The 24,315-nt window shown below is 71.2% G+C and carries 20 protein-coding genes and 4 pseudogenes; 8 read left to right on the top strand and 16 right to left on the bottom strand.

What is annotated here, in order from left to right; genetic code table 11:
* Nucleotides 1–2 precede the first annotated feature (2 nt).
* The 9 genes and pseudogenes from ACEXOX_RS27390 to ACEXOX_RS27430 form a co-directional block, all read right to left on the bottom strand.
* Complete coding sequence (locus tag ACEXOX_RS27390) at nt 3–1,619, bottom strand: type VI secretion protein (protein ID WP_406526487.1); 1,617 nt, start codon at nt 1,617–1,619, stop codon at nt 3–5.
* Between the two features lie 137 nt (nt 1,620–1,756).
* A complete protein-coding gene (locus ACEXOX_RS27395) occupies nt 1,757–3,181 on the bottom strand; it encodes an ATP-binding protein (protein ID WP_406523843.1) in 1,425 nt (474 codons plus the stop codon).
* Nucleotides 3,182–3,209: 28 nt separating this feature from the next.
* Nucleotides 3,210–4,771 (bottom strand): annotated as a pseudogene (locus tag ACEXOX_RS27400) (SCO6880 family protein).
* Nucleotides 4,768–6,158 (bottom strand): annotated as a pseudogene (locus tag ACEXOX_RS27405) (hypothetical protein). Before ACEXOX_RS27405 ends, ACEXOX_RS27400 begins: the two co-directional pseudogenes overlap by 4 nt.
* Nucleotides 6,148–6,993 (bottom strand): hypothetical protein, encoded by an 846-nt coding sequence (locus ACEXOX_RS27410; protein WP_406523844.1) that lies wholly within the window; start codon nt 6,991–6,993, stop codon nt 6,148–6,150. The pseudogene ACEXOX_RS27405 and the gene ACEXOX_RS27410 overlap by 11 nt, the downstream one beginning before the upstream one ends.
* A 595-nt stretch (nt 6,994–7,588) precedes the next feature.
* A complete protein-coding gene (locus ACEXOX_RS27415) occupies nt 7,589–7,897 on the bottom strand; it encodes a hypothetical protein (protein ID WP_030021086.1) in 309 nt (102 codons plus the stop codon).
* Between the two features lie 236 nt (nt 7,898–8,133).
* Entirely contained in the window at nt 8,134–8,409 is a 276-nt protein-coding gene (locus tag ACEXOX_RS27420; protein WP_406523845.1) for a DUF397 domain-containing protein, read from the bottom strand.
* The gene (locus tag ACEXOX_RS27425; RefSeq protein ID WP_406523846.1) at nt 8,406–8,594 is read right to left on the bottom strand and encodes a DUF397 domain-containing protein; all 189 of its coding nucleotides are present in this window, start codon (nt 8,592–8,594) and stop codon (nt 8,406–8,408) included. The genes ACEXOX_RS27420 and ACEXOX_RS27425 overlap by 4 nt, the downstream gene beginning before the upstream one ends.
* Nucleotides 8,595–8,603: 9 nt before the next feature.
* Nucleotides 8,604–9,487, bottom strand: a pseudogene (locus ACEXOX_RS27430) (helix-turn-helix domain-containing protein).
* A 3-nt stretch (nt 9,488–9,490) separates the two neighbouring features.
* Here ACEXOX_RS27430 and ACEXOX_RS27435 point away from each other — a divergent pair.
* The 3 genes from ACEXOX_RS27435 to ACEXOX_RS27445 all read left to right on the top strand — a co-directional run bounded on the left by ACEXOX_RS27435 (nt 9,491) and on the right by ACEXOX_RS27445 (nt 11,917).
* Nucleotides 9,491–9,922 carry an ATP-binding protein gene (locus ACEXOX_RS27435; protein WP_406523847.1) on the top strand — a complete coding sequence of 144 codons (432 nt, stop codon included), beginning with the start codon at nt 9,491–9,493 and terminating at the stop codon, nt 9,920–9,922.
* Nucleotides 9,923–10,058: 136 nt separating this feature from the next.
* On the top strand, nt 10,059–11,063 hold the full coding sequence (locus ACEXOX_RS27440) for an NlpC/P60 family protein (RefSeq protein ID WP_406523848.1): 1,005 nt from the start codon (nt 10,059–10,061) through the stop codon (nt 11,061–11,063).
* Between the two features lie 209 nt (nt 11,064–11,272).
* Nucleotides 11,273–11,917 (top strand): phosphatase PAP2 family protein, encoded by a 645-nt coding sequence (locus ACEXOX_RS27445; protein WP_406523849.1) that lies wholly within the window; start codon nt 11,273–11,275, stop codon nt 11,915–11,917.
* 291 nt (nt 11,918–12,208) lie between these two features.
* Here the strand turns inward: ACEXOX_RS27445 and ACEXOX_RS27450 are convergent, their stop codons facing one another.
* Nucleotides 12,209–13,798 (bottom strand): FAD-binding oxidoreductase, encoded by a 1,590-nt coding sequence (locus ACEXOX_RS27450; protein ID WP_406523850.1) that lies wholly within the window; start codon nt 13,796–13,798, stop codon nt 12,209–12,211.
* Nucleotides 13,799–13,984: 186 nt separating this feature from the next.
* On the bottom strand, nt 13,985–14,167 hold the full coding sequence (locus ACEXOX_RS27455) for a hypothetical protein (protein WP_406523851.1): 183 nt from the start codon (nt 14,165–14,167) through the stop codon (nt 13,985–13,987).
* A 145-nt stretch (nt 14,168–14,312) separates the two neighbouring features.
* Here ACEXOX_RS27455 and ACEXOX_RS27460 point away from each other — a divergent pair, with 145 nt between their 5' ends.
* Both ACEXOX_RS27460 and ACEXOX_RS27465 read left to right on the top strand, forming a co-directional pair.
* The gene (locus tag ACEXOX_RS27460; RefSeq protein WP_406523852.1) at nt 14,313–15,299 is read left to right on the top strand and encodes a hypothetical protein; all 987 of its coding nucleotides are present in this window, start codon (nt 14,313–14,315) and stop codon (nt 15,297–15,299) included.
* A 230-nt stretch (nt 15,300–15,529) separates the two neighbouring features.
* Entirely contained in the window at nt 15,530–15,724 is a 195-nt protein-coding gene (locus tag ACEXOX_RS27465) for a hypothetical protein (protein WP_406523853.1), read from the top strand.
* A 58-nt stretch (nt 15,725–15,782) separates the two neighbouring features.
* Here ACEXOX_RS27465 and ACEXOX_RS27470 read toward each other — a convergent pair whose 3' ends face one another.
* Nucleotides 15,783–16,184 carry a metal-sensitive transcriptional regulator gene (locus ACEXOX_RS27470; protein ID WP_406523854.1) on the bottom strand — a complete coding sequence of 134 codons (402 nt, stop codon included), beginning with the start codon at nt 16,182–16,184 and terminating at the stop codon, nt 15,783–15,785.
* A 194-nt stretch (nt 16,185–16,378) separates the two neighbouring features.
* On the opposite strand from ACEXOX_RS27470, the gene ACEXOX_RS27475 reads away from it, so the two are divergent.
* Nucleotides 16,379–16,999 carry a DUF47 domain-containing protein gene (locus ACEXOX_RS27475; RefSeq protein ID WP_030021078.1) on the top strand — a complete coding sequence of 207 codons (621 nt, stop codon included), beginning with the start codon at nt 16,379–16,381 and terminating at the stop codon, nt 16,997–16,999.
* A 6-nt stretch (nt 17,000–17,005) separates the two neighbouring features.
* Nucleotides 17,006–18,004: an anion permease gene (locus tag ACEXOX_RS27480; RefSeq protein ID WP_406523855.1), complete on the top strand. Its 999-nt coding sequence runs from the start codon at nt 17,006–17,008 to the stop codon at nt 18,002–18,004.
* A 150-nt stretch (nt 18,005–18,154) separates the two neighbouring features.
* Here ACEXOX_RS27480 and pstB read toward each other — a convergent pair whose 3' ends face one another.
* The 4 genes and pseudogenes from pstB to pstS all read right to left on the bottom strand — a co-directional run bounded on the left by pstB (nt 18,155) and on the right by pstS (nt 22,267).
* The gene (gene pstB, locus ACEXOX_RS27485) at nt 18,155–18,934 is read right to left on the bottom strand and encodes a phosphate ABC transporter ATP-binding protein PstB (protein ID WP_030021076.1); all 780 of its coding nucleotides are present in this window, start codon (nt 18,932–18,934) and stop codon (nt 18,155–18,157) included.
* 33 nt (nt 18,935–18,967) lie between these two features.
* The gene (gene pstA / locus ACEXOX_RS27490; protein WP_406523856.1) at nt 18,968–20,047 is read right to left on the bottom strand and encodes a phosphate ABC transporter permease PstA; all 1,080 of its coding nucleotides are present in this window, start codon (nt 20,045–20,047) and stop codon (nt 18,968–18,970) included.
* A pseudogene (pstC, locus tag ACEXOX_RS27495) lies at nt 20,044–21,044 on the bottom strand (phosphate ABC transporter permease subunit PstC). Before pstC ends, pstA begins: the two are co-directional and overlap by 4 nt.
* Nucleotides 21,045–21,139: 95 nt before the next feature.
* Nucleotides 21,140–22,267, bottom strand: a complete 1,128-nt coding sequence (gene pstS, locus ACEXOX_RS27500; RefSeq protein WP_406523857.1) for a phosphate ABC transporter substrate-binding protein PstS — start codon at nt 22,265–22,267, stop codon at nt 21,140–21,142.
* 682 nt (nt 22,268–22,949) lie between these two features.
* Between pstS and ACEXOX_RS27505 the strand changes: the two genes are divergently transcribed.
* The gene (locus ACEXOX_RS27505) at nt 22,950–23,975 is read left to right on the top strand and encodes an NlpC/P60 family protein (RefSeq protein WP_406526488.1); all 1,026 of its coding nucleotides are present in this window, start codon (nt 22,950–22,952) and stop codon (nt 23,973–23,975) included.
* Nucleotides 23,976–24,315: the final 340 nt, after the last annotated feature.

The following is a 24,315-nucleotide window of genomic DNA, read 5'->3' on the forward strand; positions in this document are numbered from 1 at the left end:
GGTCAGGCCGGGAACGGGGTGTGCGGCCAGCGGGCGCGGGCCTGCTCCTGGGAGCGCATCGTAGCCAGCGTCAACAGCCCCTGCGCACGGCCGGTTTCTAGGAGGCCGGGCAGGGCGGGGAACGGCGCCAGCGCCGCGATGTCGTCCAGGACGAGGGTGAGTGGTGGGTCGAGCCGACCGGCGGATGACCGTTCGGCCATGCGGCGGCCGCGCTCGACCACGTTGGAGAGGAGTGCGACGAGCAACGGCATCGCACCCGGAGTGGTTCGCGGATCCTCGATGGATTCCCCTACCACGTAGAGCGTTCCCCCTTCGTCGATGAAAGATTCGAGAAGAAGGGCATCGGATCGCGCCGGATTGCAGGCGTCCCGGATGTGGATCGAGGCCAGGGACGCCAGGGTACGGGAGACCAACTCCTGGGCCATCTCCCGGCGTTCCGCGTGCGCGGTCAGTACGGACTCCAGCTCGCCCGCCTGGCCCGCCGACGCCTTCTGGTTCGTACGCAGGATCCGTACGGGCTCGTGCGCGGCGCCCTTGGTGTGGGCCCAGCGGTGCAGTTGGCGGAAAGGCCGCCCGTCCACGGCGGCGGCGTGCAGCCAGCAGCGCAGCAGGGTCGTCGCGGCGTCGGCCACCGCGGAGTCGAGGGTGCTGACGGGGCGTACGGGGGTGAGGAGCGCGGCCGCGCGGGCCGCGGCGATGGCGATGTCCTCGCAGCCGGATGTCGGTGACCAGCGCATCCGGGCCGGGGTGTCCAGAAGGTGCTGCGGGTCGTAGGTCAGCAGCGGGCCCAGTTTGGCGCGGCCGTCCTTGGTGTCGGCCCAGAGGGCGGGGTCGGTGGTGGCGACGACGAGGGGACCTTCGGCAGCGGCGACGGCGGCCGCGGCGAGCGCGCCGGCCTGGCGGCGGTCGCTGCCGTAGTGAACGGCTGGGGTGGGGGCGGGGAGGAGGTCGGGGGTAGTGACGGTGGGGGTGGGGACAGGGACAGGGGCAGGGGTGGGTGGGGTGCTTGTGGTGGATCCGGTGGTTGCAGCGGTGGGTGAGACTGCTGGTGCCGCGGGTTCCGAGGCCGGCGGTGCCGCGGGCCGCGGGACCGGTGGCGCAGCGGGTTCCGCGGCCGTCGGCGTGACGTGTTCCATGGCCGTCGGCGTGACGGATTCCGCGGCCGTCGGCGTGACGGGTCCCGTGGCCGGTGGAGGCGTTGCGACGGCTTCGGCGGTACCGGCAGTACCGTCCGGCCCGTTGGTCCCGGCAGCACCGGCAGCCCCTTCCCGCCCGGCAACCCCGTCCCACCCGCCGTCCTTCCCCACAGCGCGCCGATTGGCCCGTACGGCCCGGTAGCGGGCGATCGTCCCCAGGGTGAAGACCGTCAGGACGACCAGGACCAGCAGTTCGCTGATGAGGATGCCCCAGAACAGCCCGTACCCGGAGAGCTGTGCGGCCGGGGTGTCGGGCCAGGCGGCGGCGAGGTCGTGCGGGGCGCCTATGAGGCTGCGCAGGGCCAGGGGCGTACGGGTGAAGGTCACGCCGTCCGGCCAGGCGCCGTGCGTGAAGAGTCCGGCCAGGCCGGTCGCCGTCCAGGCCAGGACGGTGAGGCCGAGGAGGAAGACGAGCACGCCGATCAGCAGGGAGTCGGGGACGCCGCGCCCCCGCCCGCCACCCGGGCCGCCCGGGCCACCGGGTTCGGCAGGGCCCCCTGCGCCGCCCTGGAGGCCCGTACCGCCGTGCCCGTTCCCCTGACCGTTCCCGTATCCCCGCGTCACGCCACCGTCTCGCTCGACTCGTCCCGGAACTGCCGCCGCAGCGCCAGCTCTTCGGCCCGCCGTTCGGCCTCCGCGTCCGCCGCCCGCCCGATCGCGAGCGCTTCCTCCGTCAGCATCGCGGAGCTCTCGGTCATCGCCCGGTCGGTGTAGACCAGCGGCCGTTCCGCCTCGGTGATCAGGTGTTTGACGACCTGGACGTTGCCGTTGACGTCCCACACCGCGATGCCGGGGGTGAGCGTCGGAATGATCTCGACGGCCCAGCGCGGCAGGCCCAGGACGGCACCGGTGGCCCGGGCCTCGTCGCTCTTCTGGGCGTAGATCGTGCGGGTGGAGGCCATCTTCAGGATCGCGGCGGCTTCCTTGGCGGCCGCCCCGTCGACCACGTCACTGAGGTGGTGGACGACGGCGACGAAGGACAGGCCGAGGCGGCGGCCGAACTTCAGCAGCCGCTGGAAGAGCTGGGCGACGAACGGCGAGTTGATGATGTGCCAGGCCTCCTCGACCAGGAAGATCCGTTTCTTCCGGTCGGGCCGGATCCACGTGTGCTCCAGCCACACGCCGACGATGGCCATCAGGATCGGCATCGCGATCGAGTTGCGGTCGATGTGCGAGAGGTCGAAGACGATCAGCGGCGCGTCAAGGTCGATGCCGGCGGTGGTCGGGCCGTCGAACATGCCGCGCAGGTCGCCGTCGACCAGCCGGTCGAGGACCAGCGCGACGTCCAGGCCCCAGGCCCGTACGTCGTCTATGTCGACGTTCATGGCCTCCGCCGACTCCTCCTCCGGGTGGCGCAGCTGCTCGACGATGTCGGTCAGTACGGGCTGGCGGTTGGTGATCGTCTCGTTGACGTACGCGTGGGCCACCTTGAGCGCGAAGCCGGAGCGCTCGTCCAGGCCGCGGCCCATGGCGACCTCGATGATCGTACGGAGCAGCGCGAGCTGGCCGGTCGTGGTGATCGACGGGTCGAGGGGGTTGAGGCGGATGCCGCCGTTGAGGGCGGCGGTGGGGTCCAGGCGGACGGGGGTGATGCCGAGCTGTTCGGCGATCAGGTTCCACTCGCCGACGCCGTCCTCGCCCTGGGCGTCCAGGACGACGACCTGCCGGTCGCGGAAGCGCAGCTGGCGCAGGACGTACGTCTTCTCCAGCGCCGACTTGCCGTTGCCGGACTCGCCGAGGACCAGCCAGTGCGGGGCGGGCAGCTGCTGTCCGTACAGCTGGAAGGGGTCGTAGATGTAGCCCTTGCCGCTGTAGACCTCGCGGCCGATGATCACGCCGGAGTCGCCCAGGCCCGGTGCGGCGGTCGGCAGGTAGACGGCCTGGGCCTGGCCGGTGGAGGTCCGTACGGGAAGCCGCGTCGTCTCCACCTTCCCGAACAGGAAGCTGGTGAACGCCTCGGTGAGCGCTGCGAGCGGATCGAGCATGGCCATGACGTACGCGCCTCCCAGCGGCTTAGCGGCGGATCCCGGTCGCGAACGGCAGCGTGTTCACAAAGGCGCGGTGGTGTTCCCGGTCGCACCACTCCAGTTTGAGGTAACTCTTGCCCGCCGAGGCGCGGATGGTGCGTTTGTCGCGGGCCAGCGCCTCCGGGGAGCGGGAGGAGACGGTGATGTAGCCGACGAGGTTGACGCCTGCCGCACCCGAGGCCAGGTCCTCGCCGCGCTGGTCGACACGGCCGTGGTGGGCCACGTCGCGCGGGTCGACCACCCGGTTCATCTTGGCGGCCCGGCTGGCCTCCGCGTCGTCGTTGGTCTTCTCCGTCAGCATCCGCTCGATCGCGATCTCGGTGGGCTCCAGGTCCATGCAGACCGCCACCGTACGGATGACGTCGGGAGTGTGCACCAGCAACGGGGCCAGGAAGTTGACGCCGACCGGGGTCAGCGGCCATTCCTTGACCCAGGCCGTGGCGTGGCACCAGGGCGCGCGGGTGGCCGACTCACGGGTCTTGGCCTGGAGGTACGTCGGTTCCATCGCGTCCAGCTCGGCCGGCCAGGCGTTGCGCCGGCCCATCGCCTGGATGTGGTCGATGGGGTGGTCCGGGTCGTACATGGAGTGCACCAGGGACGACAGCCGGCTCTGCCCGAGCGGCTGGCGTACGCGGATGTCGGCCTCGGCCAGCCGCGCGCAGATGTCGGTCAGCTCGCGGGCCATGACGACGGCCAGGCCCGCGTCCCGGTCCAGCTTCTTGCGGATCAGTCCGCCGTTGTGCAGGTGCGCGGCGCGCGCCATGGTGTGCGCCTCGGCGGCCAGTTCGCGGGTGTAGTGCATGCAGGCGACCAGGTAGGCGCGGTGCTGTTCGGAGGAGGTGGAGACCATGGACTGGAGCTGGTCGTAGGAGTCCTGGAGCCAGTCGGGGAGTCCGGGTTGCCGCGCTGGGCGACGTCCTTGGCGTGGGCGTCGGGATCGGCGGGGAGGGTACGGGCCAGCATCTGGAGGCGGGTGACGAAGCCGTCCCCGTTGGCGACGTGCTTGAGCAGCGTGCCGAACCGCTCGACGAGGGCCTCCTGGTCCTCGCTGTCGCGCAGGCCGACGCCCGGGCCCTCGATCTCGATGGCGGCCGTGACGGTGCGGCGGTCGGCGTGCAGCAGGACGGCGATCTCGTCCGGGCCGAACGGGGCGGTCAGCCAGTTGATGCGGCCGATGCCGGGCGGCGGGCCGATCTCCACCTCGCGTCCGTCCAGGCGGACCCCGGCCTCGGCGGCGCCGGAACGGTACGTCGTGCCGCGGCGGACCGTACGCCGGTAGCTGCGGTTGATCTCGAACCACTTGTAGAACGTACGGCCGCGGTACGGGAAGTAGACCGCGGCGATCGCCAGCAGCGGGAAACCGGTCAGGGTGACGATGCGCAGCGACAGCACCGGCACCAGCAGACCGCACACCATGCCGATGAACGCGCCCGCGATGATCAGCGCGATCTCGCCGGTCTCGCGGTTCTTGCCGACGATCGCGTTCGGGCGGGCGCGGCCGATCAGGTAGGTGCGGCGGGGCGTGATCGGGTGGGACTGGGTCGTCAACGCCCGTCACCTCCTGGAGTCTTGCCGGAGCGGGCGTTGCCGGTGGAGCCGGAGCTGGAACCGGGGGACGGATGTGCGCGGGGGCGGGCGAGGCGGGGGCCGGGACGCGGCCGCCGGAGCCGCCGCCGCGGCTGCCGTGGGCGGCCACACCGCCGGAGACCGCGTCGGCCGGCCGGGCCTGGCCGCCGCCCTGCTCCTGGCCGCCCCCGCCGGACTTGCGGGAACTGTGCGTCTTGATGCCCTGGGACACCAGCGCGGCGGGCGAGGAGATCACGGCGGCGGCCTGCGAGCCCTCGGTGGCCTGCTTCTTGTTCGTACGGGCCGAGACCATCTCGTCGCCGAAACCGGGGACGAAACGGTAGATCACGGCGCTGGCGAAGATGGCCAGCAGGATGATCGCGAGGCCGGAGACGACGGCCGAGATGGCGTTCGGGCCGTCGCCGGTGGTGAGCGCGCCGGCGATGCCCAGGACGATCACGATGACCGGTTTCACCATGATCACCGCGATCATGATGCCCGCCCAGCGGCGGACGTGCCCCCACATGTTCTTGTCGACCAGGCCCGCGTAGACGACCGTACCGAGCAGCGCGCCCACGTACAGCAGGGCCGCCCGGATCACCAGCTCCAGCCAGAGCACACCGGCCGCCAGCACCGAGACCAGCGAGACCACGATCAGCATGATCGGGCCGCCGCCGATGTCCGTGTCCTTCTTCAGCGCCCCCGCGAAGGCCCCGAAGAAGGTGTCGGTCTGCGCGCCCGTACCCTTCGCGATGATCTCGGTGATGCCGTCCGTCGCGGAGACGACGGTGTAGAGGATCAGCGGCGTGAACGCGGAGGCGAGCACGGTCAGCCAGAGGAAGCCGATCGCCTCGCTGATCGCCTCCGTCAGCCGCACGCCGCGCACGGCGCGCTTGGCGACGGCGAGCAGCCACAGTACGAGGGTCAGCACGGTCGAGGCGGCGAAGACGACGGCGTACTGCTTCAGGAAGGCCGCGTTGGTGAAGTCGACCTGGGAGGTCGCCTTCACGGCGTCGGACAGCTTGTTGACGATCCAGGCGGCGGCGTCGGCACAGCCCTTGGCGAGGGAGGTGAGGGGGTCGAGGGGGTTGTTGTCGGTGAGGCCGCCGGGGGATTTGGGGGTGGTGTTGGCTTTGTCGCCTTCTTGGCAGTATTCCTTGGCCATGCCGACGATCAGGTCGCAGTCCTCCTTGGCGGAGGCGCTGGGCGACGGGCTGACGGTGGCGCCTGGGGAGGACGCACCCGGCGTCGGTGTGGGCGTCGGCGACGGTGCGGCCAGTGCGCGAGTGGCCAGCATGAACACCGCGGTCTGTACGGTCGCCAGCGCAGCGGTGATCGAGAGGGCGCGGCTCCGCCGGTTACCGGGCATAGGTGAAGCCTCCGTACTGGTTGACCGCCTCGGCGATCTGGTCGGCTCCGGACGTCTTGTTGTCGCCGTTCACAGGGGCAGGGCCGTCCTTCTGCACGAAGCTCTGCACCTTCCAGTCGTTGTCCGCCCAGCGGAGCTCAAGCTGCATGGTGAACCAGTCACTCGTCACCGGTGTCGTCGAGCTCGGGCCGGCCGTACCGAAGAGCCCGGTGCACCAGACCTCCAGCTTCGCGGTGTCACCCTGGAAGGCGGCGACCTTGGTGCCGACGGGGACGGTGCGCGAGACGTACGTCATGCCTTTGGCGGCGTTGCCGTTGGTGTCCAGGCCCAGCTTGTGGAGGAACTCGGCGGAGTACGCCTGGTCCAGCTTGCCCTGCATCTCGCCGACCCTGGCCGGTACGAACACCTTCTGCACGATCGCGCGCCGCTCGGCGGGTTTCAGTATGTCGGCGGAGACCAGTGCCACCGCATAATTCGCCGCCGCCGACTGCGCCCCCTGCTCCGTCTTCGCGAAGCCCGACGCGATGCCGTCGTTCTTGCCCTCGACCGGCTTGGTGCCGGTCGGCGCGGTGGAGCGGGCGTCCGCTTCCTTGGCGCTGTTGTCGCCGGGCCCCTGCCCGTCTCCGCCGCGGTTCGCGAAGGCGATGGCCGCGATCAGGAGGACCACCACGCCGACGATCGTGATCAGGTTCCGGCTGGAGGGGCCGGTACGGGTGCGGCGGCCCGCCCCGTACGGGTCGTCGCCGCCGTCGGGGAGTCTGGTGCGGGTCTGGCCGCCCGTGTCCGGGCCGCCCGGCTCGCCACCGCCGTATCCACCGCCATCGCTGAGACTCATCGTGCCTGTGCCCCCTCAACCGACCTGGCCGTCGCTGCTGTCCTTTTGCCGCCCGTATATGACCGTAGCCGCGCGGGCAGCGGCTCGGGCGCAGTGGTACGAGTAGATCTCACCGTGACGGGACCTCAGGTGTCGGGCGGAAGAGGCGAATGGGGGACTCTGCGGCGGGTGCGTCCACCCCGTGGGCCGCGGCCGCCGCTCGGTCCCCGCCAAGCCCTTGTGTCCCCGCCCGGTACGCGGCCCAATCGGCCCGTTGCTCGCCGGAGTGGCGCAAAGCGGAACGGTTCGGGGCGGAATGAGCGGGCATCGGCGGGTGCTCTCGGCGAAGGGTGTGGCCGGTGGTGGGGGAGGTGAGGAGGGGCTGTGGTGCGGGCGTCCGGCGGGGCGTACGGGAGGAGGCGGTCCGTGGTGCGCTGCGCCGGGGGCGTGCGGGGGCGTGGGTGAGGGGATTCGGGGTGAGGGGAGGGGGCGGTGGTGCGACGGGGGCTGCGGCACGGAGGGCCGGTCGGCCGGGCGGCCGGTCCGGCCCGCCGGTCCGTACAGGTCGGCCGGGCCGCTTCCCGGGCACCGGGGCGGCCGTCCCCGGCCGCCCCGGCTACACGGCCATCCCGTACACGATCGTGAAGAGCGTGCCGAGCGACCCGATGATGAACACACCGGTCAGGCCGGCCACGATGAGGCCCTTGCCCTGTTCGGCGCTGAACGTGTCGCGCAGCGCGGTGGCGCCGATGCGCTGTTTGGCCGCGCCCCAGATCGCGATGCCGAGGCAGAGCAGAATCGCCACTGCCATGACCACCTCGATCATGACGCGTGCTTCGTTGCCCAGTGTCCCGAACGGACCCCAGTCCGGGGCGATTCCGCCAATGATGGTGGTGATGTCGCCCTTTTCGGCCGCCAAGTGCATGAATGAACTCACCGCCCCTTATGGGTTGTTGTGTACCCGCGCCTCACGGTACGAGCCAGCATCTATCTTCGCCGACAAAACCGCCACCAGATGTCGACTTGGCGGCTTTCTTTGACGGATCCCGTGGGGATTGCGTGCGGGCAGGGGCGCGCGGCGCCTGACGACCCGTCGGCATCACCGTGTGTATCACGGTCGAACACGCCGGGCAATGTACGGACAGAGGGGCGTGAGTGGCCTCAAAGCCCCACGAAGTGGTCGAACTCCCCGGCCTTCACTCCGAGGACGAACGCGTCCCACTTGACGCGCGTCGTGGTGACGATGTTGTCCGGCTCGGTGTTCGTGCGCAGGTGGACGTGGTCGTCGTCCCCGAAGGCGACCTCGATGTACTCGGGCGCGCTCTCGTCGTCCGTGGCCTTCTGCCAGGTGAGGTTCTCGGGGGAGTGGGGGAGTCGGGGTGGTCGGCATAAGTTCCTCCGTCGGGCCCGCGGTGGGCGGTGACCTCGTGCACTCACTCGTACGCTGAGGACTTTACGGCCCGGAGGAACGCGGCCCAGGCGTGGCTGGTGACCTGGGCGACCTCCCCGGGGTGGTCGCTCTCGCGGTAGCGGACCGGTCCGCCGGAGTTCGCGGTCACCTCTACGCAGTCGTCGTTGCCGTGGGTGCCGTACGACGACTTCTGCCAGGCGACCTGCGGCATGACGGTTCCTTACTGCATGGCGTACATGAGGTGGTGGATCAAGGCCGGGGAGTCCCGGCCCTCATGAGACTCGGGCTTGGCATCGGGGGCAACCGGCGGCAGCGCCAGTTCGGACAGCTTCGTGAAGATCTTCGAATACCTGTCGACGTGCTGCCGGTCGTGCAGGAGCGCGGAGCCGAGCGGCTGCTCCAGCCGGACGGTGTCGAGCTCCGGGGCCGGGCCGCCGAACAGCGCGAACGGTCGGCTGTAGGCGGAGAATCCCCCGGCGGCGAAGGGGAACACCTGCACGGTCACGTGCGGCAGGCGGGCTGCTTCGATCAGCCGGCGCAGTTGTCCGCGCATGATCTCCGCGTCGCCGATCAGTGTGTGCAGAGCGCTCTCGTGGATCACCGCGTGGTAGGGGTCCCGGGGCTCTGTTCGATGACGCGCTGGCGGGCGAGGCGGAATTCCACGTATCGGTCGACGGGCTCGTCCTTGCTCTCGTCCGCCGCCATGGCGCACATGGACCGGGCGTAGTCGGCGGTCTGGAGCATGCCGGGTACGGTCGACGACTCGTGCATGCGGACGCTGGTGGCTCCGGCCTCCAGCTCGGCGAGGTCGAGGGCCGGGCGCCGCATCACGTCCCGGTACTCGCCCCACCACCCCTTCCCCCGGTCCTGGGCCATCGCCATCAGCCCCTCGAAGAGCGGGCCCTCCGTGCAGCCGTAGGCCCGGAGCAACTTGTGGAGGCCGTTGCGGGGGACATCGACCCGGCCCGCCTCGATGTTGCTCACGCGGCCGCGGTCGGCGTCGATCAGTGCGGCGGCCCGGTCGCCCGAGAGCCCGGCGCTCCGGCGCAGTTTGCGCAGCTCGGCGCCGAGGCGGCGGTGCCGCTCGCTGGGCCAGGAGGCCACGTCATGCGCCCCACCACCGAGGCCGTGCCCCGGCCGCTCACGGCCGGTGACTTCGCGCTCGTCTTTCCGCCGGATCCGGGGTGGGTGCGTGCGGCCAGGGACGCGGTCGGTACGGCGGTGCGCTCGGCCGGGCGGGACGGGCCGGCGGACACCGCGCTGCTGTTGACGTCCGAGGTGGTGACGAACGCTGTCAACGCCTGCCGCCGCAGTGGCTGTTCGGAGCCGGTGACGCTGTACGGGGAGTGGCCGGGACCGGGCTCGTTGCGGGTGCTGGTGCACGACGGGGCGCCGGGGCTGCCGGTACGGCGGTGGCACGCGGACGACGCGACGGGCGGGCGCGGGCTGTACCTGGTCGGGGTCTGTGCCGACGAGTCGGGTGTGTGCCGGCACGGGCCGGGTGACGGGAAGTCGGTCTGGTCCGAGCTGGGGGAGTGAGGGGCGGGCGCGGGGTGGAGCCGCGCGCCCGGGGCGGTCTGCCGGGAGCGCGGGAGGCGGCCCGTACCGCCGTCGTGTGGTGAGGTACATGACGAAAACGGCGGTGAAACGCGCCCGTTTGGGGGAGGGTTGTGGGGTGCGCAAATACTGGGTGGCCGGTGGGGTCGGGGTCGGGCTGGTGCTCTGCTTCCTCGCGCTGCTCGTGGTGGGCACGTACACGGCCGCCGCGGGCCTGGCGGGTGGTGCGGGCCGGGCGGTGGGGCTGGCGAAGGGCGCGGTGCCGGCCTCGTACCAGCCGCTGGTGCAGAAGTGGGGCAATCTGTGCCCCGCCATCAACCCGGCGCTGCTCGCCGCGCAGCTGTACCAGGAGAGCGGCTGGAACCCGAGGGCGCAGAGCCCGGCGGCGGCGCAGGGAATCGCCCAGTTCATCCCCGGTACGTGGGCTTCGCACGGCATCGACGGCAACGGGGACGGCCGGCGGGACGTGTGGGACCCGGCGGACGCGATCCCGTCGGCGGCGTCGTACGACTGCGAGCTGGCGAAGTACGTGAAGGACGTGCCCGGTGACCCGGCGCACAACATGCTGGCGGCGTACAACGCGGGCGCGTACCGGGTGATCAAGGCGGGCGGGGTCCCGGCGATCAGCGAGACGCAGAACTACGTGAAGATCATCACGACCCTCGCCAAGAGCTTCGAGGCGCCGGTCGGGCGGGTGCCGGCCTCCCGGCAGGCGGCCGCCGCGATCTCCTTCGCGCAGGAGCAGCTGGGCAAGCCGTACCTGTGGGGCGGGAACGGCACGCCGGACCAGGACGGGCGGTTCGACTGCTCGGGGCTGACGAAGGCGGCGTACCACGCGGTGGACATCGAGCTGCCGCGGGTGGCCAACGACCAGTGGAACGCCGGGCCGCATCCGAAGCGGGACGAGCTGCTCCCCGGGGACCTGGTGTTCTTCGCGCACGATCTGAACGATCCGCGGTCCATCCACCACGTCGGGATCTACGTGGGCGGCGGTTACATGATCAATGCTCCGTACACGGGCGCGGTGATCCGGTTCGACAAGATCGACACACCGGACTACATCGGTGCGACCCGGGTCACCGAAGATGGCGCGAAAGCACTGCCCCGGCCGAACGCTGCGTGAACATGGGGCCCTGAACTGCGGACATCAGTCTCTCTTCGATAACGTCCTGGTGATCATCCGGTGGAAGCTGGAACGGCTCGGCTGTCCATCGCGTTTCCTGGGCATGGAGACATGGCGAGGCCGTGGAATTCCGGCCACGCCCGACGACCACGGGGGTTGGCAGCACTCACACGGCGCTCGCGCGCGCGAAAGGTAAGGGGCCGCGGCAGATGGCTGGACTCGCAGTGGACGGGTCGAACCCCGATGTGAACGTGCTCGACGGCATCAACGGCCTCGCGAAGGACGCACCGGAGTGGCTCAACCGCGCCACGAAGTTCGTGGGGGAGTACGGCCTGATCGCCGCGCTCGCCGTGCTCTGTCTGATCGCCTGGTGGGGCGCGCGCAGGCGGCCGGACGCGCCGGGCAGGGTGGCGGGCCTGGTGTGGGCGCCGCTGGCCGCCGGGGTGGCGCTGCTGGCCAACATCCCGATCCGGGCGGTGGTGGAGCGGCCCCGGCCGTTCCGGGTCCACGCCGGGCTGGAAGTCCTCGTGCCCGGCAAGACGGATTTCTCCTTCGTGAGCGACCACGCGACGCTGACCATGGCGGTCGGCGTGGGCCTGTTCATCGCCCACCGCAAGTACGGGCTGATCGGTATCGGCCTGGCGCTGCTGGAGGGCTTCTGCCGGGTCTACATGGGCGTCCACTACCCGACGGACGTCATCGGCGGCTTCGCGCTCGGCACGGCGGTGGCGCTGCTGCTGGCGCCGGTGGCGCAGGCGATGCTGATCCCGGTGACGACGGCCGTGGGGCGCTCGCCCGCCTGGTGGCTCGTCCGGGCGGCGGCCCCGCGCCCCGTGCGGTCTCCGGGCCGGTGACGGCCGTACCGCCGGTGGCGCGCGAGGAGCGGGACGAGGACCTGGCGGCGTAGCCGGGGAGACGGAACGGACGGACGACGAGGGAGGACCGGGGCCGACAGCCCGGTCCTCCCTCGTCGCATGGGGGACGGGCGCGCCGTCACTCTCGTCGCAGGGGGACGGACACGTCGTCACCCGCGTCGTACGGGGGCCGGGCGGGCCGTCACCTCCGTCATACGGGACGGACGTGCCGCTACCCCCGCCATACGGGACGGACGTGCCGCCGCCCCACCGCATGGGACGGACGCACCGTCACAGGGCCTGCGGGAACGTCCTGAACAGCCCGTTCGGGTCGTACTGCCGCTTCAGCTCGGTGAGGCGGCCGGCGGCCGGGCCGTAGTAGGCCTTCTTCCAGTCGGTCAGGGCCGCGTCCGTGTAGTTCTGGTAGGCGGCGCCCGAGGCGTAGCGCCGCATCGCGCCGTGGATGCCGTCCAGCCAGGCGCTCTGGGCGGCGCCCGTGCCGCCCGCCTTCCAGGACGCCAGGTACTGCGCGAGGAAGCGCGAGCGGCGGTGCACGAAGGCGGTGTCGGTGGGGCGGACCCGGTTGATCGCGCCGCCCAGCGCGGTCAGCGACGCGTTGCCGGCGACGCCCTTGCGGCTCGCGGCCTCGATCTGGCCGAGCAGGGCGCGGAGGCCGGCCGCGTCCAGCGAGCGGTCGTAGAAGTCGGAGCGGGCGGCGTACGTCTCGCGGGCGAGCTTGCCGGCGGCGTCGCGGCCGGGGAGGGCGCCCGGCAGGTGGCACTGCTCGGTGGTCTTCGAGGAGCAGCCCGCGTAGGACTCCATCGCGTCGAGGTACGAGCTGGGCGTCAGCCGTACGGACTTCGCGGGCCCGGGGCCGCCCGCGCGGTCGGCCAGTTTGTCGACGGCGTTCTGGAGGTCGCCGTAGGAGCCGAGGGAGAAGGCGGCGACGGAGACGGTCGGGGTGCCGCCGGGGTGGGCGTCCAGGTGCAGGGACGACCATATTTCGTCGGGCTGGGTGGGGCCCCACTCCTGCCAGGAGCGCAGCAGGGCGGTGGCCTTGGCCCAGGGCCAGGTCAGGTAGGCCATGACCGAGCGGGGCGCGGCGTGGGTGCGGAAGCGGAGTTCGGTGACCACGCCGAAGTTGCCGTTGCCGGCGCCGCGCAGCGCCCAGAAGAGGTCGCCGTTGCGCTTGGCGTCGCACTCGACGGTCTTGCCGTCGGCGGTGACGACGGTGGCGCCGACGAGGCTGTCGCAGGTCAGGCCGTAGGCGCGGGACGCGACACCGTGGCCGCCGCCGAGGGTGAGGCCCGATATGCCGACGGTCGGGCAGGAGCCGCCGGGGATCGTGACGTCGTGCTTGCCGAGGCCTTCGTAGACCTCGATGAGCTTGGCGCCGGCGCCGATGCGGGTGATGCCGCCGGAGGGGGCGGAGACCGAGTTCAGGGCGGACACGTCGATGACGAGCTTGCCGTTGCCGCTGGACCAACCGGCATATGAATGACCCCCGTTGCGTATCGCGACGGGGGCGTTGTAGCGGCGGGCGAAGGACAGGCACTCGGCTATGTCGGCCGGGTGGCGGACGTAGGCGACGGCCGCGGGCTTCAGGTTGTCATAACGGGTGTTGTACAGGCGGCGGGCCGCGTCGTACGAGGCTTCGCCGGCGCGTACGAGCTTGCCGTCGAGGCTCTTGCGCAGCGCGTCCCACGACGCCTTGGCGGCCGGGGGCCTGCCCGCCTGCGAGCTGGTGTTGAGGCCGACGCCGCCGGACGCGGCGCCGCCGGGGGTGTTCGCGTGGCCGCTGTCGGTGCTGCAGGCGGTGGTCAAGCCGGCGGTAGCCGCCGCGAGTCCGCCGCCGGCTGCCAGTATCGTGCGCCGCTTCATTGTGAACTGCCCCTTTTGGGACCCTTTGCGGGTCCGCGCGCCGTGGATGCTTCCCCTACCCAGATGGGGCGGGGGCCCGGGGAGGTTCCAGGGGCGTGGCGATGGGGCGCTACGTGCGGTTATGGGCGTGGGGCCTGCCGGGCGGGTGTGGCGCGTCCGCCCGCAGTCGGTCGGCGGGGCCGGTGCTCACTCCGCCCGGTGGTGCTGCTCCGCGTCCGTCCGCGCCTGGGAGCGGGCCCGGCGCGCCGGGCCGTGCCAGCCGCAGATGCAGCGGGCCAGGCAGAACGAACCCCGTTCGGTGGTGGTGGTCCGGTGGTCGGGCGCCCCGGAGAGCGGCGCTGTCGGCTCCTGTGCTGCTCGGTCCTGCACGGCGCCACGCTACGCGCCCGAGGTGTACGGGCGTGACGAAGCGGGCTGAACAGTCGTTGAACGGAACGGGTCGTGGTGGTCCGGACAACCGGAACATCCCGGTCCGCTACTACCCGAGCAGAGCGGCCGAGGGGGCTCGTACGCGATGGTGGTGCAGGACAGGCGAGGCGGCGCCGTCGCGGCCGCCGTGTGCGGGGTGGGCCTGGTGGCCGGGCTGCTCACCACGGGCTGCTCCCCCAACGGGGCGGCGGCCGACGACCACACCTCGGCCCGCCGCTCCGCAGACGGCCCGGTGGGCGGGTCCGCGGCCGGGCCGCCCTTCACCGACCGTGCCCGCCCACCGGGCGACCGTCCGTCCGCCGGGCCGCGGGACCCCGCCGGCCCGGCGGACGCCGGCTCCCCTGCCGGCCGTACGGACTACGCCGCGGCCCTGCGCGGCAGTGCCGACGCGCTGGTCCGGGCCGGCTCCTCCCGGGTGCGTACGGAGATGGAGACCGTCAGCGGCGGCACCCGCGTCGCCATCCGGGGGACCGGCGGTCACGACTACCGCAAGCGGACCGGGCAGCTGAACGTACGGCTTCCGGACACCGGCGACGGGAGCGGCGCGCAGCGCACGATCACCGAGATCCTCACGCCGTCCGCGCTGTACATGAAGAACCGCGGGGCGGGCGTGCCGGCCGGCAAGTGGGTGCGGGTGGACACCGCCTCGCTGGCCGACGGCAATCTCGTCACCGGCGGCGCGACCGATCCGATGGCCGCCGCCGAGCTGCTGCGGGGTGTGCGGGAGGTGACGTACGAGGGGCGGGAGCGGCTGGACGGCGTCCCGGTGCGGCACTTCAGCGGGACGACGGACATCGGCGCCGCGGCGCGCGCGGCGTCCGCGGCGGTGCGGCCCGCGCTGACCGCGGCGGAGAAAGGCTTCACCACCGACGTGGTGCCCTTTGACGCGTACCTGGACGACACCGGACGGCTGCGCAAGGTGCGCCAGCGCTTCCGCTTCGCCAACGGCACGACGGGCGGGACGTCGGTGACCTCCACCACCACGCTGTACGGCTTCGGGGCGCCGGTCCCGGTCCGGCTGCCCGACCGGGCCGACATCTACACGGGCAAGGTCGCCGCCGCGGGCGGCTGACCATGCTCGCCGCGGGCGTCCGGGCGCGGCCGGGAGCGGTCGTCGCGGGCGTCCGGGCGGCGCGGCCGGCGGGTCCGGCCCGGTCCCGGGCGGCGGTGTCCGGGGTACGAGTCCACGGCGTGTGCGAACTGGCGGAAATGGTCCATCCGTGCCATGCGCGGAGCGTGCGCCCGTACCTACTCTGGGCGGTAACCACCAGAAGAGTGGGGAGGCGCTCGAAGGAGGAGGTGTTGTACGTGGCCGCACACCGCAACTCGACGGTTCAGGACCACGTAGCCCTCGTCGAGATCGACCTGACTGGTGAGTTGATGATCGCGGCGGCTGCCGCGAGCGAGGATCGGCTCAGCTCGGACCGTATCGACGAGGTGCTGGACGTGGACGCGGACCGCGCGCGACCGGGGCACGGACCCGGGACCCCCGGGTGAGTGGGCGGCGGCGCCGGGCGTGACGGTTGCGCGGCAACCGTACGTCCGGCCTCCGCGCTCAGGTGCGCAGCATCCGCTCGATGGCCTTGGTGGCTTCCTTGACCTTCTCGTCGATGGCCTCGGGGCCCTTGACGGCGGCGTCGGCGACGCAGTGCCGCAGGTGCTCCTCCAGGAGCTGGAGGCCGAAGGACTGCAGGCCCTTAGTGCTCGCCGACACCTGGGTGAGTATGTCGATGCAGTACACATCTTCTTCCAGCATCCGCTGGAGGCCGCGGATCTGGCCCTCGATCCGGCGCAGCCTCTTGAGGTGCGCGTCCTTGTGCTGCGCGTAACCGTGGATGCCCAGATCGTGAGCGGTGACGGCGTCGGGGCCGGTGCCGAGGGCGGTTTCCGGTCCGCCGGCGTGGTGGGCCGCGGCGGCTGCGGTGGTGCCGTTGGTGTCGGCGTCCGTGGTCGTCATGGCCATCTCCCGTGGTACGTAGGCATTCCATATACCCCTAGCGGGTATATGGTACAGAAATTCGCAGGCGCGGGCGGTACCCCGTGCAGAGCATGCTGCCCGATGGGCGACACTGAAGGAATGCCGGTTAGCTGTGGCTGGATGATGCGCCTAGCATCATCTCGACCGAATCCGATGCACCCCGAGGATTTCACGTGCGCTTTCGTCTGACCCCCAGGGAGACGAGCTTCTACGACATGTTCGCGGCGTCCGCGGACAACATCGTCACAGGCTCCAAGCTCCTGATGGAACTGCTCGGGGCGGACGCCTCCGCGCGGACAGAGATCGCCGAGAGGATGCGGGCGGCGGAGCACGCGGGGGACGACGCGACCCACGCGATCTTCCACCAGCTGAACTCCTCGTTCATCACGCCGTTCGACCGCGAGGACATCTACAACCTCGCCTCGAAGCTCGACGACATCATGGACTTCATGGAGGAGGCCGTCGATCTGGTCGTCCTCTACAACATCGAGGAACTGCCCAAGGGCGTCGAGCAGCAGATCGAGGTGCTGGCGCGGGCGGCGGAACTGACCGCCGAGGCGATGCCGAACCTGCGCACGATGTCCAACCTCACCGAGTACTGGATCGAGGTCAACCGCCTGGAGAACCAGGCCGACCAGATCCACCGCAAGCTGCTCGCGCACCTGTTCAACGGCAAGTACGACGCCATCGAGGTGCTCAAGCTCAAGCAGATCGTGGACATCCTGGAAGAGGCGGCCGACGCCTTCGAGCATGTCGCCAATACGGTCGAGACGATCGCGGTCAAGGAGTCCTGACCTCCGGTGGACACCTTCGCGCTCATCGTGACCATCGGGGTCGCGCTCGGATTTACGTACACCAACGGCTTCCACGACTCCGCGAACGCCATCGCGACCTCGGTCTCCACCCGGGCCCTGACCCCGCGGGCGGCGCTCGCGATGGCCGCGGTGATGAACCTCGCCGGTGCCTTCCTGGGCAGCGGGGTCGCCAAGACGGTCAGTGAAGGGCTGATCTCCACGCCCGAGGGCTCCAAGGGGATGGGCATCCTCTTCGCCGCCCTGGTCGGAGCGGTGGTCTGGAACCTGGTCACCTGGTACTTCGGGCTGCCGTCGTCGTCCTCGCACGCGCTCTTCGGCGGCATGGTCGGCGCGGCGCTGGCGGGCGGCACGACCGTCTACTGGTCGGGCGTCATAGAGAAGGTCGTCGTCCCGATGTTCGTCTCGCCCGTGATCGGCCTGGTCCTCGGCTATCTGGTGATGGTCGCGATCATGTGGCTGTTCCGGAAGTCCAACCCGCACAAGGCGAAGCGGGGCTTCCGCATCGCGCAGACGGTCTCGGCGGCCGGCATGGCGCTCGGACATGGCCTCCAGGACGCCCAGAAGACCATGGGCATCGTGGTGATGGCGCTGGTCATCGCGGACGTCCAGGGTTCCGGCGACGCCATTCCGGTCTGGGTGAAGATCGCCTGTGCGCTGACCCTGTCGCTGGGCACGTACGCGGGCGGCTGGCGCATCATGCGCACGCTCGGCCGGCGGATCATCGAGCTGGACCCGCCGCAGGGCTTCGCGGCGGAGACGACCGCGGCGTCCGTCATGTACACCGCCTCGTTCATGTTCCACGCGCCGATCTCCACCACCCACGTCATCACCTCGGCGATCATGGGTGTGGGCTCGACCAAGGGCACCCGCGCGGTGCGCTGGGGCGTCGCCAAGAACATCGTCATGGGCTGGTTCATCACCATGCCCGCCGGCGCGGCGGTGGCCGCCCTGTGTTACTGGTGCGTCCATCTGGTGTTCGCGTGACGCCGCGCGGCCGCTGAGCCGCACGTTCTTGTGGGCCCGCCCTCCGCTTCCGGAGGGCGGGCCTCGTCCTTGCGGTGGCACCGCCATGCAGCACCGCAGGACGTACGGGGCGGGCCCGGGTCCGGGCCCGCGCGGGACCCGGACGGGCGCTCAGCCGAAGCGGCCGGAGATGTAGTCCTCGGTGGCCTGGACCGACGGGTTGGAGAAGATCCGCTCGGTGTCGTCGATCTCGACCAGCTTGCCGGGCTGCCCGACCGCGGCCAGGTTGAAGAAGGCCGTACGGTCCGAGACGCGCGCCGCCTGCTGCATGTTGTGCGTCACGATGACGATCGTGAACCGTTCCTTCAGCTCGCCGATCAGGTCCTCGATGGCGAGGGTGGAGATCGGGTCGAGGGCCGAGCACGGCTCGTCCATCAGCAGCACCTGCGGCTCGACCGCGATGGCGCGGGCGATGCACAGCCGCTGCTGCTGGCCGCCGGACAGGCCGGAGCCGGGCTTGTTCAGCCGGTCCTTGACCTCGTTCCAGAGGTTGGCGCCCTTGAGGGACTTCTCGACGACGTCGTTCAGCTCGGACTTCTTCTTCACCGTGCCGTTCAGGCGCAGGCCCGCCGCGACATTGTCGAAGATCGACATGGTGGGGAACGGGTTCGGGCGCTGGAAGACCATGCCGACGGTACGGCGTACCGCCACCGGGTCCACGCCGCTGCCGTACAGGTTCTCGTCGTCCAGCATCACCTTGCCCTCGACGCGGCCGCCCGGGGTGACCTCGTGCATCCGGTTCAGGGTGCGCAGGAACGTCGACTTGCCGCAGCCCGAGGGGCCGATGAAGGCGGTCACCGAGCGGGGCTCGACGGTCATGGAGATGTCGTCGATGGCCCGGTGGCTGCCGTAGTAGGCGGAGAGGCCGCTGACGTCGATTCGCTTGGCCATGGGGATCACTGCTTCTTTCGTGACGCTGGAGGGTCAGCGGCCGGTCTTGGGGGCTTTCCAGCGGGCGATGCCGCGGGCCACCAGGTTGAGGATCATGACGAAGGCGATCAGGACGAGCGCCGCGCCCCACGCACGGTCGTACGAGGCGTCGGAGCCCTGCTGCCACTGCTGGAACACGTACAGCGGCAGCGACTGCTGGGCGCCTTCGAAGGGGTTGTTGTTGATCGTCTTGGCGCCCCAGACCAGCAGCAGTACGGGCGCGGTCTCACCGGTGATACGGGCGATGGCCAGCATCACGCCGGTGGCGATGCCGCCGACCGAGGTGGGCAGCACCACCTTGAGGATGGTGCGCCACTTCGGCACGCCGAGGGCCAGGGACGCCTCGCGCAGCTCGTTGGGGACCAGCTTGAGCATCTCCTCGGTGGAGCGCACGACCACCGGCGTCATCAGGATGGCCAGCGCCATCGCGCCGGCGAAGCCGGACGGGCCGAAGCCGAGGATCAGGATCCACACCGACAGGACGAACAGGCCGGCCACGATCGAGGGGATGCCGGTCATCACGTCGACGAAGAAGGTGACGGCCTTGGCCAGCTTGCCGCGCCCGTACTCGACCAGGTAGATCGCGGTGAGCAGGCCGACCGGCGCGGCGATCAGCGCGGCCAGGCCGACCTGCTGGAGGGTGCCGACGAGGGCGTGGTAGATGCCGCCGCCGGCCATCGCGTCCGGCAGGGTGCCCATCGAGTGGCTGAGGAAGTAGCCGTCGACGACCTTGATGCCGCGGGCGACGGTCTCCCAGATGAGGGAGACGAGCGGGACCACGGCCAGCAGGAAGCAGATCCACACCAGGCTGGTGGCGAGGCGGTCCTTGGCCTGCCGGGTGCCTTCGACGGCTGCGGCGAGCAGGAACGTACCGAGGACGAACAGCAGGGCGGCGATCAGGCCCCACTGGATACGGCTCTCCAGGCCCGCTGCCAGGCCGATGCCGCAGCCCACGGCGGCCGCGGCCGCGGCGAGCCCGGCGGGGGCCCAGCGGGGCAGCCGGGGCTGTTTGAGCGAGACGGGGAGGGGCGCGCTGTCGGCGACGGGCCGTCGCGCGGTGACCGTGTTACTCATGCGTTGGCCCCCGAATACTCCTTGCGGCGGGCGATGATCAGGCGGGCCGCGCCGTTGACGAGCAGCGTGATGACGAAGAGGACGAGGCCGGAGGCGATCAGGGCGTCCTGCCCGAACTCGTCGGCCTCGCTGAACTTGCTGGCGATGTTCTGGGCGAAGGTGCCGCCGCCCCCGTCCAGCAGGCTGGTGTTGATCAGGAAGCTGGGGGACAGGACGGTGGCCACCGCCATCGTCTCGCCGAGCGCGCGGCCCAGGCCCAGCATCGAGGCGCTGATGACGCCGGAGCGGCCGAACGGCAGGACGGACATCCGGATGACTTCCCAGCGGGTCGCGCCGAGCGCGAGCGCGGCCTCCTCGTGCATCTTCGGCGCCTGGAGGAAGACCTCGCGGCTGACGCTGGTCACGATCGGCAGGATCATGATCGCGAGCAGGATGCCGACGGTGAACAGCGAGCGGGGGCCTCGTCGGCGTAGGAGAAGATCCCGGTCCAGCCGAGGTAGTCGTCCAGCCAGCTGTAGAGGCCGGTCAGGTGCGGTACGAGGAACAGCGCGCCCCACAGGCCGTAGATGATGCTGGGCACCGCGGCGAGCAGGTCGACGACGTAACCGAGCAGCGAGGCCAGCTTGCGCGGCGCGTAGTGCGAGATGAACAGCGCGATGCCGACCGCGACCGGGACCGCGACGGCCATCGCGATCACCGAGCTGACCACGGTGCCGAAGGCGAGGACGGCGATGCCGAACTTCGGCTCGGTGCCGGAGGCGGTCCACTCGAAGTAGGTCAGGAAGTTCGCGTGGTCCCCGGAGACGGCGATCACGGAGCGGACGGTCAGGAAGGCCGCGATGGCCGCCATGATCACCAGGAGGGCGATGCCCGAGCCGCGGGACAGGCCGAGGAAGATCCGGTCTCCGGGGCGGACCGCGCTGCCGGACACCGGGGAGGCGGCGGGCGGCGCGGGCGGTGGCGGTGGTGCGCTGGATATCGAGGGTGCTGAGTTCATGGTTTCTCCGGTCTGCGGAGCCCGGCGGGGGCTCCTGGCGCGGCGGTGCACCGGACGGGCGGCGGCCTGCGGGGCGCGGGCCGCCGCCCGGTGGGTCAGGAGAGCGAGGCGACGGCCGAGCGGACCTTGTCGGCGATCTCGGCGGGCAGCGGCGCGTAGCCCAGCTCCTTGAGGGCGTTCTGGCCGTCCTTGCCGGCGATGTAGGTCAGGAAGGACTTGGTGGCGGGCAGGGTCTCCGCCTTGTTGCCCTTGTCGCAGGCGATCTCGTACGTGACCAGGGTGATCGGGTAGGCGCCCTCGGCCTTGGTGGTGTAGTTGAGCTTCAGGGCCAGGTCGCTGCCCGTGCCGACCTGCTTGGCCTCGGCGATGGCCTTGGAGGCGTTGTCGACGGTGGCCTCGACCGGGTCCTTGGCGCCGGTGTTCAGCTTGACCGTGTTGATCTTGCTGGCCGTGGCGTACGACAGCTCGAAGTAGGAGATCGCCCCGCTGGTCTGCTTGACCTGTGAGGACACCCCTGCCGAGCCGGACGCGGCCTGGCCGCCCTTGCCTTCCCAGGTCTTGCCGGGCTCGTGCTTCCAGGCGCCGGGGGCCGCGCCCTTGAGGTACTTGGTGAAGTTGTCGGTGGTGCCGGAGTCGTCGGAGCGGTGGAACGCCTGGATCTTGAGGTCCGGCAGGCTGGCGTCCGGGTTGAGCTTCTTGACCGCCTCGTCGTTCCACTTGGTGATCTCCGAGTCGAAGATCTTGGCGAGGGTCGGCGCGTCCAGCACGAGGCTGTCCACGCCCGGCACGTTGTAGCCGACCGCGATCGGGCCGCCCACCATCGGCAGGTTGATCGCCTGGCCGCCCTTGCAGACCTGCTTGGACTTCTCGACCTCCTCGGGCTTGAGCGCCGAGTCGGAGCCCGCGAAGGCGGTCTGGCCCTGGAGGAAGGTGGTGATGCCCGCGCCGGAGCCGGTGGGCTGGTAGTTGATGCTGGTGTCCTTGCAGGCGCCCGAGTAGGCCTGCACCCAGGCGTCCATGGCGTTCTTCTGCGCGGACGAGCCGGAGGCGAGCAGCTTGCCCTTGCCCTCGCACTTGACGTTGCCGGTCTTCGCCGCGGAAGCCGCCCCGCCGCCACCACTGGTGTCGTCGGAGCCGCACGCCGACAGGGTCAGGGCACCGGTGACGGCGAGAGCGCCGACGGCGAGGGCGCGAACCCGGTTCTTGCGCTGCAGCTGCTTCACTGTCGTGAGTTCCTTCCTGGGGCGCGCCGCTTCTCGTTCGGCGTGCGGGGTGCGGACGTGGTGGTCACCGGCGTGGCGACCGGGTGGTCACCCGGATGGTGACCGCGAGGTCACTGTGCGGCGGCCGCAGCGGCCGGGCAAGGGTCGCCGGAGCGGGTGGTCGGTTGGTTCAGCAATGCCGTGCCGCGTTCGCTCCGCAGGAGTGGCGCGCCGCTCGGTACGGCCGAAATTAGGCAGATCAGGTGAAGCCGCCGATGGAGGAGAGTGAACGCCGGGTGAACCTCGGCCGTCGGCTGGGGGCGGCGCGCGGGCGGCCCGGAAACCTGTGCGGCGCTCTGTCGGATTACCCGCCGGTATGGCAGCATCCGCGCCTGTGGACGTGCACGAATCGGTGCGGAACGACCGGAGGTGGCTGGTGGGGCGGCAGGGGGCAGGGCGGGGCGATCCCGATGCGTACGGCAAACGTGACGTACGGGACGGCGCGGGTGCGGCGGACGAGCCGCGGCGGGTGGGCGCGGGGGGTCTGACGGGCGTACGGAACGTGGCGGGCGCGGGGAGCCGGGCGGGTGTACGGAACCTGGTGGGTGCGGGGAACCGGGCGGGCGGGCGGAGCACGGCGGATGTACGGGGCCGGGCGGGCGTGGAGCGCCGGCGGGGCGTACGGGGGCTGCGCGGTGCCGTGGTGGCCGCCACGGCGGTGGTCCTGGGCGTGACCGGGATCCTCGGCGGGACGGCTCCGGCCGCGTACGCCGACCCCGGCCCCGCCGTGTCCGAAAAGCGCCTCGAAGAGGTGCGCAAGGAGCTGGAGGGCCTCTACCGCAAGGCGGAGCAGGCCACCGAGGCGTACAACGCGGCGAAGGAGCAGGTCGCCCTCCAGCAGAAGGAGATCGTCAAGCTGGCGCAGACGATCGACCGGACGCAGAAGCAGATGGACGAACTCAGACGCCAGGCGGGCGCGCTGGCCAGCGCGCAGTACCGGGGCGGCGGCATCCCGCCCGAGGCCCGGCTCATGCTCAACAAGGACCCCGAGCGCTTCCTCGACAACGCCACGCTCGTCCGCAAGGGCCAGCACGCCGCGAAGGACCTGGGCGACGAACTCGCCCGCACGAAGAACGCGTTGGAGGGGTACGCGCAGGACGCCACCGACCGCTGGGAGCGGCTGGAGGAGAACCGCAGGAAGACGGAGACCGCGCAGCTCGACGTCCGCAAGAGGATCGAGGCCGCGCAGCAGGTGGAGTCGCGGCTGGCCGCGGAGGAGAAGGAGCGGCTGAAGAAGCTGGAGGACGCGCGGGCGCTCCAGGAGCAGCAGAAGTGGCTGGACTCCGGCGTGCTGAAGGACATCGGCGCGCACGCCTCGGAGGCCGGCAAGAAGGCGGTGGCGTACGCGACTTCGCAGATCGGCAAGGACTACGTGTGGGGCGCGGAGGGCCCGGACACCTTCGACTGCTCGGGACTGACGATGCGGGCCTGGCAGGCGGCCGGCCGGCCGGTCCCGCGGACCTCGCAGGAGCAGTGGCGGCAGCTGCCGCGCATCGATCTGAAGGACATGCGCCCCGGCGACCTGATCATCTATTTCCCCGACGCGAGCCACGTCGGCATGTACATCGGGGACGGCGCGATGGTGCACGCGCCGCGACCGGGCCGGCAGATCACGGTCGCCGGGGCCGGGGCGATGCCGATCCTCGGGGTGGTGCGGCCCGACAAGTAGGGGTTTCGGGGCGGGTGAGGTGTGCGGGGGCGCGAGCGGTGGCGCCCCGGCGTGCGGCGCAGGGCCTGGCGCGGGTCGTGCTGCCGTACGCGGGGGAGTTCGCGCCCCCGCACACAGCGTGAGGAGCACGTGCGTTTCGTCACGGAGCGCTGCCGGCCAACCTGACGCCGTAGAGGTGATGTTCGTCATTCCGCGGCCCTCCCCGCCCAGGTCACCGGGTGTGTGGGGCACGGCATATGACAAGTGCCGGGTGCCGTCGGCCATTCCGTAAGCCTCCGCGCTACCGCTATGGTCGCCTCTCGGTGCCCGGTGGCGCACCGCCCGGACCGACCGTTGGGCG

Source organism: Streptomyces sp. Ac-502 (assembly GCF_045222935.1).
Lineage (GTDB): Bacteria > Actinomycetota > Actinomycetes > Streptomycetales > Streptomycetaceae > Streptomyces > Streptomyces monomycini.

Bases quoted from the DNA above. Each gene is read 5' to 3' on its own strand.
- ACEXOX_RS27415 (WP_030021086.1), bottom strand. From the start codon at position 7,897: ATGCACTTGGCGGCCGAAAAGGGCGACATCACCACCATCATTGGCGGA.
- pstB (WP_030021076.1), bottom strand. From the start codon at position 18,934: ATGGCCAAGCGAATCGACGTCAGCGGCCTCTCCGCCTACTACGGCAGC.
- ACEXOX_RS27395 (WP_406523843.1), bottom strand. From the start codon at position 3,181: ATGCTCGATCCGCTCGCAGCGCTCACCGAGGCGTTCACCAGCTTCCTG.
- ACEXOX_RS27445 (WP_406523849.1), top strand. From the start codon at position 11,273: ATGGCTGGACTCGCAGTGGACGGGTCGAACCCCGATGTGAACGTGCTC.
- ACEXOX_RS27460 (WP_406523852.1), top strand. From the start codon at position 14,313: ATGGTGGTGCAGGACAGGCGAGGCGGCGCCGTCGCGGCCGCCGTGTGC.
- ACEXOX_RS27425 (WP_406523846.1), bottom strand. From the start codon at position 8,594: ATGCCGCAGGTCGCCTGGCAGAAGTCGTCGTACGGCACCCACGGCAAC.
- ACEXOX_RS27435 (WP_406523847.1), top strand. From the start codon at position 9,491: ATGCGCCCCACCACCGAGGCCGTGCCCCGGCCGCTCACGGCCGGTGAC.
- ACEXOX_RS27450 (WP_406523850.1), bottom strand. From the start codon at position 13,798: ATGAAGCGGCGCACGATACTGGCAGCCGGCGGCGGACTCGCGGCGGCT.
- pstA (WP_406523856.1), bottom strand. From the start codon at position 20,047: ATGAGTAACACGGTCACCGCGCGACGGCCCGTCGCCGACAGCGCGCCC.
- ACEXOX_RS27410 (WP_406523844.1), bottom strand. From the start codon at position 6,993: ATGAGTCTCAGCGATGGCGGTGGATACGGCGGTGGCGAGCCGGGCGGC.
- ACEXOX_RS27470 (WP_406523854.1), bottom strand. From the start codon at position 16,184: ATGACGACCACGGACGCCGACACCAACGGCACCACCGCAGCCGCCGCG.